Genomic DNA, 10,527 nt, shown 5'->3' with positions numbered 1-10,527 from the left:
CACTTTATGCCTTGTCATATTGGATTGGGATATTATGCCATATTGGTATGATTTAGCTATATATGACCGGAATGATACACTTCACTAAAAAAACCTGAAAGGTGAAGATTTTATTAACCGAGAATATCAATAACGGAATTCAATTCCGATTTTATGAGATTTAAGCAATTCAACCTATTCCTGTCATGGTCATTATTCTGACACGATGCAATCAATTCTTTCATTCTTCCATTGATAAAATAGAATGAGCTTTCGAATTGTTCGGCATGTTCTGGCCTTACGAGAATTAAAAAATCCCTTAATGAATTAAATTGATTATTCCAACGTGTGAATATTTCCTCCAAATTATTAGCAGTACTGTTAGTTAATATCCCTGGGGTTTCAATAAGTTTTTCTATCGCGGCCAGACCTATATAACAAGAAAACTCATTTTCATTATATTTTATCTCTTCTTTTCTTCTGAAATCATTAATCAGGTTATTTAAAATGAGTTCCTTCTGTCCATGGCTATCAGGAAAATCACCAGCGCAATTTACGGTAATCACTAAATAAGGCCGGGATTTATTGAAGACTTCATGTGACTCCATAAAATCTAAACCTCTGAACCCTACAACCGTCTTCTCAAATTCCTGTGCGCTGATCTCCCCAAAGTATTGGAAGCTTCCATCATATATTTGATACCCTGCATCGGTCTTTCCAACCAGTACAAAAGCATGCGGGATTGTCTCGTCTTCCAGCACGATATCCTGGAATAGCGGCCTTGTTATATACTCCACCTCTGATAAACCGTATGAAGGTGAAAAAGGCAGATAGTAGTCACTTCCGGTTACAATGACGACATTCCCAAGAGATAACTCTTTTTCACAGTAGCTCTGATAGGATTCGTAATCTTCGAAGAATGTCTTAGCGTAAGAGAAAGCATAATTTTCTTCTAATGAAGGCCAGCCAAGCATATTACCAAAGTTAACCTCCTGATTAGCTAATCTAATTTTATTTTCAGCCTGTTGTAATACAATGCCAATTAAGTGGCTGCCATCTGAAACCTGCATAATGGCATCATCGCAGTTTAGATGATGTTCATGTTTCAGTTTTTCTCTGACTGCCGAATACAAGCAACTGGCATACGTTGGATATAATTCAGGTGAAAAATTCTCATTGAATTTCCAACCGTTATATTCAATCTTGAGGTCATTATCTAATAGCCGGCTTATCTCAGCCAGAGTCTGGCCCGACAGCAACATATTCATGTTAATCGGTAAATTGATTGCCTTCGCTTTTGCAACCACTTGCACTGCGGAGAGAGAACTCCCGCCCAGAGAAATAAAGTCATCACTGTTTTCAACGCTATCAATACCAAGAATGAGTTTCCAAATAGAACCTAATTCGGTGATAACTCTATCCCGTTCCTGTACCAGCAAGTTGATATTTGTGCTGGCCTCTCTGATTGTGTTGCCCACTTTTGCGTGTTCTTCTTTCCTTTCCTCTTTTTCAACAACATGAGGGGAATTGCCAGAAAATAATGCCTGCAACCTTTTTATATCTGTCGGGTATGCTTTTCCGCGTATCGGTGTCGGGGGAAGATGAATCAATTCAGGCTGCTGGACATTGATCTCCTGCTGCCAATTCACATCAACACCCTGTAAGGAGATCAAGGCTAATTTTTCTATCAGCTCATTATGGTGACTCATGTCTCTGGTTTTATGGCTTTGCCATGAGATACAAGCATGACTTACGCCATAATCTGAGTGATTCTGAACGAAAGTAGAAAGTCCACTTCCTGGCCCGACTTCTATAAACAGGCAATTATCATTTTCTAAGATCATCGTAATAGATTGTTTAAAGAGTACAGGTTGGCGGATATGATTAATCCAATAGTCACTTGCCATGACTTTGCTGTTATCAACCCACGTCCCCGTTACATTCGATATAAAATCAATTTGAGGCTTATTGAGTGTGATTTCTTTGAAAGCCTGACCATATTTGTCCAGCACAGGGTCCATATAACAAGTATGGAACGCTCTTTTAATTTCCAGACGTTTCGTTTTAATGAATAACCCGCGACAAACTTCTTCGAATTGGGTTATTCCATCATCAGATCCCGCGACAACACAAAGCTCACTACTGTTGTCTAAGGCTATTTCAATATCCTCAGTTATTATTTCTTTCACTTTCTCGGTTGAAGACATTACGGCAAGCATAGCCGCCGCTTCTGTTGACTGCATACATTGACCGCGAATGCAGATAATTCTAACCGCATCTTCGTATGAGAATACTCCGGCCAGTGTCGCTGCCACGTATTCCCCCAAACTATGGCCTATCATTACATCGGGGGTGATACCATAAGATTTCAGAACTTGTGCCAGCGCATATTCGATAATAAACAGCAACGGTTGGACAAATTCCGTTTCATAAACATGTTCATCCTGAGAGTCATTGATAAGCAATGCTTTCAAGTCAGTTGTGCAATAATCATTCGCAATTAAAAATCCTTTATCACACCATTGTTTAAATAACACATTGTTGTTGTAAAGATCCTGCCCCATAGCCCTATATTGAACACCTTGACCAGGGAACAAAAATACCACTTTTCGCTTAATACCAAGTGATATATTAATATTGTCTTTTTCTGTTGAAGACAGCGCCTGAACCAATTCATCACGATTGTTTACTGTAGCAACAATTTGTGATGCCATTGGCTCCCTTAACATCAGACTATAAGTGATATCACTCACATTCAGTTGTTGGTTATCGCTCTGAATTACCTGCTTTAATTGTTTTTTATAGGATTGCAATGATTTCTCATCCGGTGCTGACAAGATTAATGGCAATCGATTATTGACGTTTTGTCTGGACGATTTGTTCTGATCAACCTGAAATTCTTCAAGTACAATATGCACATTCGTTCCACCCAAGCCAAAAGAACTAACGCCTGCCCTGATTGGGTTCTTACTATCACGTAATTCCGTATATTGGTTATTAACGATAAATGGGCTGTTCGTGATATCCATTTCTTTATTGAGACGGGCGAAATTTATCGTGGGTGGCAGCACCCTATGTTTGATGGATAATGCGGCTTTAATCAGCCCGGCGATTCCGGAAGCAAAATTCAGGTGGCCTATATTTGATTTCACACTGCCAATTCTGCAATAGTTCTTTTTATCCGTTGAAAAAGCCTGTTTCAACGCATTGAACTCAATGGGATCACCCAAATTCGTTCCCGTACCATGTGTTTCTATAAAATTGATACTTTCTGATGATACATTTGCATCCCGTAATGCAGCCTGAATAACGTCAATCTGACCTTTTGTGCTTGGCGCGGTGTAACCGACTTTCATACCTCCATCATTGTTAATTGCACTGCCGATAATAGTCGCATAAATATTATCCTTGTCTGCTATTGCCTGTTTTAGTGGTTTCAGCACCACCATACCAACGCCATCACTAAATACCGTTCCGTTTGCCTGAATATCAAATGGCCGGCATTTTCCATCCTTAGAGTAAATCATACCCTCTTCAAATAAATAGCCCGCTTTGATTGGCAAGGTAATTGAAACACCTCCTGCCAGAGCGACATCACATTCTCCCGCACGCAGTGATTTAACCGCTTCACTAACGGCAACAAGCGATGAAGAACAGGCCGTTGAGATAACCATACTTGGCCCGGACAAGTTTAATTTATATGACACGCTCGTCGACATATAATCTTTATCTGCAACCACCATAGCGCTATATTGACCCGCACTGCCTTCCGCCATTGCCATTGCCTGCGCTAACCATTGTAAATTCCCTGATGCAGCCGCATATAATCCAATTTTTAGCTTATTGTTTTTTGCCGATATTCCCGCATCCTGCAATGCCTGCCAACTGCAAGTATGCATAGCCCGTACTTGCGGATCCATTTGACGCGCTTCGTAATGGGTATAACCAAAGAATTCAGCATCAAACTCACCCGAATGAGGCATAATACCTTTGGCCCGAATATAATTCGGATTGTCTAATAATGCTGAATCAATACCTTCTTCAATTAGCTCTTCCTTACTCATTGTGCTGATTGATTCTTTTCCGTAGCATAAGTTATCCCAAAACTCATGAATATCCTCAGCACCTGGGAATTTTCCGGCTACGCCGATAATCGCAATGTGTTTATCAAATATCGCTTCCGATTTAATCATGTTTTTAGCTACATAAGCACTGTCATAGCTATCTTCAACGCTTTCATCCTGAACGTTATCGGTACTGACTGTTCCAAACTGGTTTGTTATATGGTCAGCTAATAGATCAGAAGTGGGATAACTAAACATATCAACAACGGAAATATCGATATTGAGCGCATCAGTTAATCTTTTATTAACTTGAACCAGATCCAATGAGTTAGCACCTAATTCAAAGAAATTATCTTCACGGTTAATATGTGCTATTTTTAAAAAGTCTTTCCACACCGAAAGGATAGTTTCTACGATTTGGGCTTTGGAAATTGTTTTTCGTTGGGATTGATTGACTTTATTAATATCGAACGTTTTTAAATAACTACCAACCCATTGTGCAAAACGTTTATCTAGATCACCAGTGGAGACAATAATTTGATCTCTTAATGGTGATTGTAAAACACGCTCTAAAACTTTAATCCCTTCATCGGGTTCGATTAAAAGCTGACTCAATGAGGAGCCCAGCGCATCACCCGAATCATTACGTTCGAAAACCCATCCGTCCCAGTTAACACTAATCCAGGGCTTACCTTTCTTGCTTTGTTGCTTCGCAAAAGAATCAGCAAACGCACTGACAGAACTATATGCAGAGAAACTCAATCCTCCCAGTACCACAGCAATTGAAGAACAAAGCAGGCAGAAATCCAGCGGCTGATTTTCTGTTAATTCTGCCAGAATCTTATAAGCCTCAACTTTGGTTTCTAACTGTGGTAAACAGGCGTCCAACGTTATCCTATTAATGCCCTGGAATGAGTTTCCTTCCGTGACACCCGCCGCACAAATGATGCCATTCAATTCTCCATATTGTTTGGAGATCGTCGTTAATAAACGTTGCATTGCCGACTTATCAGCGACATTGGCAGCATAATAAGCTAAGTTTCCTGTACCAAGATCGGAAAGTTTATCGAGACGCTGCAATATTTCGAAGGATGGCGAATGCGATTTAATGGCTTGTTTCCATTCACGCTGATCAGGTAATTCCCTTCGCCCGGAAAGTATCACTGTCGCCCGATATTCTTTCAGGAGATATTCTGCAAATAAAAGCCCTAAATCCCCCAATCCTCCGGTAATGAGGTATATACCCTGCGGTTTAAGGAGCGAGTGTTCTTTCAGTGGATTTATTGCAATCCGCTCATAGGCTTGCTTTGAACACCCCTCTTTTGTCCGGCGAACAATAAATCGCTCACCTGTTGCTAATAATTCTTCAGTTAATATCTCACAGTTTTTTTCAATCGATTCTGTCGGGTTGATTTGTACTAATCTGGGATGACATTTGCTGACTTCTTGCGTAATGACTTTTACTAAGCCATTGAGCATATTGGATTCAGGTTGTTCCGTATTAACCAGCAACAAACGGAAATCACACATATTTCCGACTGTTGTCCATGCCTGAAGCAGAGTAATGGCAGAAAACCACGTGTTTTTTACTTCATCGCTTCCCGATAAAGGCCAGGCAAATATTATCGAATCAGGTTGTAATTGATTCTCTTTTAATTCATTAAACAGCCTTTCGAAATGGCTGACTTCTCCTGCTGACAAGGTAATAACATTGTTCGCAGTGGTGTAATTATCGCCTGATAACACAAACCTTACTGCTTTTTCGTCAATATTCATATGACGACAAAGAGGCTCGCACCACTCGATGTCCGGCACAAAACAGAGCGCCATTTTCACGTCAGATTGGCTCGATTTATTTGGTAAGAGAGCATCCTGCCATATTTCACCATAGAGCCATTCTGAAATGTTATTTTTTGGGATTCGAATTTCAGATATTTTTTCTGAATCATTCAAACTGACGCCGGAGTTTCCAAGCTCCATATTTTCTGAAATAAATTGATAGCCGGGTAAACTCACTCGTTTTGGATTCAGATTTTGGTAAATAATCGGCCAATTGATGGATTGGCCTTTCATCCAGAGTTGTCCGAGTAATTTTAATAAATAAACTCTGTCGTTTTCCTCTTCTAATGGATGACGCATCACATTAATAACAGAGAGATCTGGATTCGTCGCAACAATCTGTTTAACAAACGTAGACAATGTTCTGCCCGGCCCGACTTCAATAAAGGTGTTCAGTTCAGACTGTTCCAAACAAGTCAGAATACCTTGATGAAATTCGACTGTCTGACACAAGTGCGAAACCCAATAATCGACAGAATTTGCCTGTTCTGCCGTGATCCATTGGCCCGTTAAATTTGATATGTAGGCTTTATTGGGCTTTTTCCACTTTATCTCCCTCAAAACCTGTTTAAATTTCTCTACAGCAGGCTTCATCATTGAGGTATGAAAGGCGTGAGAGGTTTCCAGTAATCGGGTACGGTAGTTTTGTGCAAGCAAATTTTGCTGAACTTTCTCAACTTCAACCTGCGGCCCCGCGATAACACAGGCACTCGATGAGTTTACCGTTGCCAGCGTGACTTCATCTGTCAAATAAGGCTCAATATCTTCTCTGCCCGCCGAAACACTCAGCATCGCTCCTAGCTCACATTCCTGCATGATAAGGCCCCTGACAGCAACGAGTTTTAGGGCCTCATCCAATGTCATGACGCCTGCCATTGCTGCTGCAACGTATTCACCAATACTATGGCCAATCATTGCGTTCATTTCTATTCCTAGTGCCTCCAAAGTTCTGGCAAGAGAATAAGATACGGCAAAAATAACCGGCTGGGTAAATTGAGTGTTACGGAGTTTTTCTGCACTCTCCTGACTCTTCTCATCATAGAGTAATGCAAGTAAATTTATTCCAAAATGCTCTAATAGATATTCATGACACTCATCAAGCTGCATTCTGAAAATACTCAGCTCATTGTATAAATCCCTTGCCATATTGATATATTGGGCACCCTGACCGGGGAACATTAATACAATACCCGGTATGTGATCAGAGGAAATTTCCGCGATCTTGTTTGTCTCTTTAACACCAGATAATGCGGTGTTGAGCTCCTCTGTATTTCCTGCAACAAACGAGGTGCGATATTCATATTCTCCTCTTCCAATCTGGAGTGTATAAGCGATATCAGAAAGCGCCTTTGTATGAACATCTGTACTCAAAAACCGGCTCAGGGCTTCTGCCGTTTTAATCACCCCTTCTCTGCTTTTGCCTGAAAGCGTGATGAGTTCTGCACGATCCTGCCCGTTACTGGCTTGATCTGAGATTGATTGGACGGTCATATGCACATTGGTTCCGCCAATGCCAAACGAACTGACACCTGCGGTTCTGATATTATTGTTATCTTCCCAATCAGTGGCAGTATTGATCAAACGGAACCGCGTACCTTCTAACGATAAATGATGCGCAGTTTCAGTATGGCAAGTGGGTGGGATCTTCTTATTCTTCAACGCCAGCAATGCCTTAATAATCCCCGCAACACCTGCGGCACTATCGGTGTGACCAATGTTCGATTTAACGCTGCCGATATGACAAGTTTTAGGGTGGTCGCTGGTAACGTTTAAAGCATCTTTAATGCCTTCTAATTCAACTTCATCACCAATCAGTGTTGCCGTTCCATGCGCTTCCAGATATTCAATGTCATTGGCAGAGAGACCCGCCATTTCTAAAGATTGTTTGATACAGGCAGATTGCCCGTTTGCATTCGGGGCGGTAAATCCTGCTTTTTCATGACCATCATTGTTAACACCATAACCAACGATGACGCCATAAATATGATCATTATTTTCAATGGCATCTTCCAGCCTTTTTAAAGCAACCATGCCAATGCCATCGCTGAAAACAGTACCACTGGCATCTTCAGAAAACGGGCGGCAATGACCATCTGCGCTATTCACCATTCCATTGACATACATGTAACCGCTTTTTATCGGCACGGTGACGGAAACACCTCCGGCCAGTGCCAAATCACACTGATTGACCCGCAGGCTCTGACAGGCAAGCGTTATCGCTAATGCAGAGCTGGAACATGCACTCTGAACGGTCACGGCCGGCCCGGTAAGATTCAATTTGTAAGCGATTCTGGTTGTGAGAAATTCCCGGTCATTTAATAATCCAATACCAAATTGTTCTGTGGTGTCCTGTACTTCATCCTTTACCAAATCCAGCCATGCGTAATTAGAGCCGGAAGAGGCGAACAGACCCGTGACAGGGCGATATTTTGGGTTACCGTATCCTGCATCATCCAGCACTTGCCACGTTATTTCATGCAGCAAACGGAATTGTGGGTCCATATATTGTGATTCACGTGCGGTATAGCCAAAAGCATCTTTATCAAAATCCAATGAATGCTCAATAATGCCTTTTGCCCTGATATAATGCTTATTCTTGAAAATGTGTTCAGGAAATCCGGCATCGATCAGTTCATCATCCGTAAAGAAAGAAATACCCTCTTTGCCAGACAGTATATTTTTCCAATATTCCTGTATGTTATGACTGCCGGGGAATCGGCCGCTCATGCCAACGACGGCAATGGCATGCGCCGGATAATCATTAAATACGCTTTTTTCACTGCCTGACGCCTTTCCTCTTGCTGCTTTTTTCGGCTTATTTATGATCTTAGGGGATGCTTCACCGATTAAGCTGTGTATTTTTCCAGAAAGTTTCTGGCAGGTTGTATAGCGATAAAAATCATTAACTGCTAATTTTATTGCGTAATGGTTATTGATCTTTTCGTGTAGTTGAACGATATCTAAAGAGCTGGCACCGATATCAAAGAAATTATCCTCTGGCGAAATTTTCTTATTTGAAAAATATACCTTAAAAATATCCAGTATATTTTTAGTCAGAGATTTAATGTCTATTTTTTCTGCAAAAATGACACTCTCTTCCTGCTCATCGGCCAGATGATGGGGAGTATCTGGTTTTATTAACGGTTTAAACTCAATTCGATTCGGAAGTTCTTCATAATTTAAGTTTTCTGTCGAAATGGGTTCCATTTGCTCCCCAAATTCCTGGAGCACAAGATGCGCATTGGTTCCACCAACACCAAAGGCACTGACGCCCGCAGTGATGAGTTCATCCGTTTTATTGAGCCAGTTTTTTGTTTGCGTGTTAACATGAAAAGGTGTTTTTTCTAATTCTAATTTTTTATTCGCTTTCTCAAAATTAATGGATGGCACTAACGTTTTAAAATAGACACATAATGCGAGTTTTATCAGTGATATTATCCCTGCGGCGGTATCACAATGCCCCACATTTGATTTGACGGAACCTATAGCACAAGATTGTGACCCGTTAAAAACGGCTTTCAAGGCGGCAATTTCAATCGGATCTCCCAGTAAAGTTCCTGTCCCGTGTGCCTCTATATAACTAATGCTGTCAGGATCAACTTCTGCGACATCCAATGCAGCCTGAATCACATTTTGCTGCCCCAAAGTACTAGGGGCAGTAAAACTTATTTTGTCACTGCCGTCATTATTAATTGCGCTGCCTTTGATAACGGCATAAATTCTATCGTTATCTTCTATCGCATCACTCAATCTTTTTAGTACAACAACACCAACGCCATTACTGAATACCGTACCACCCGCATGTTCATCAAATGCCCGTGTTTTGCCGTCTGCGCTATTTATCATCCCTTCCTGATACATATAGCCGGTTTGATGTGGGTGCGTTACACTGACGCCCCCTGCTAAAGCAACCTCACACTCTCCGGCTTGCAGAGCCTGACACGCTGTATGCACGGCAACTAATGAAGTTGAACATGCTGTTTGTATCGTGACTGACGGGCCGCGTAAATTCAGTAAATAGGAAATACGGGAACAAAATGCCGAGTCATTTAATGTAGCGACATGGAACTGTTCTGCCGCAGAACTGAATTCTGTATTTAATGTTTTAAACCATGACCACTGATTACCTGCTCCTGCGTAAACACCAATTTCTCCCGGATAATTTTTGGCATCAATACCAGCATGGTTAAGTGCCTGCCAACAGGTTTCAATCATCAAACGAGTTTGCGGGTCCATTTTTTCTGCATCTGAGTAATTAATTGCGAAATAATCAGCCGCAAAATGATATGGATTATTGATTACACCTTTGGCAAAAACATAATTTTCATGTAAATATTCTTCAGCCGATACGCCATTATTTTCTAATATTTCTTGCGTGAATCTGCTAACACCTTCTTTTCCATCACGGAGCATTTCCCAAAAATCATGTACGTTATCTGCACCGGGGAACTGACCTGCCATTCCAACTATGGCAACTTCAAGACCAGTAAGATTATTTACCATAATTAACCTTTATTATAATCATTTGTTAATAAAAAGAGCTGGCTTCTTCAATTTAAATAATTAATTATTTCTATAAAGAAGAAAATGACCTATTGGTTCAAGACATCAAATTCATTACGAATTTCAGTATTCAGGTTTCCCC

1 protein-coding gene is annotated in these 10,527 nt (G+C 40.9%); it reads right to left on the bottom strand.

Annotation, left to right across the window (positions count from 1 at the left end; genetic code table 11):
- Positions 1-113 precede the first annotated feature (113 nt).
- A complete protein-coding gene (locus AAY47_RS11385) occupies positions 114-10,385 on the bottom strand; it encodes a type I polyketide synthase (RefSeq protein ID WP_047769952.1) in 10,272 nt (3,423 codons plus the stop codon).
- Positions 10,386-10,527 lie beyond the last annotated feature (142 nt).

Source organism: Xenorhabdus griffiniae (assembly GCF_001028135.1).
GTDB lineage: Bacteria > Pseudomonadota > Gammaproteobacteria > Enterobacterales > Enterobacteriaceae > Xenorhabdus > Xenorhabdus bakwenae.
Note: the sequence above shows the minus strand (reverse complement) of the source record. Positions and strands in the feature narration are given on the sequence as shown.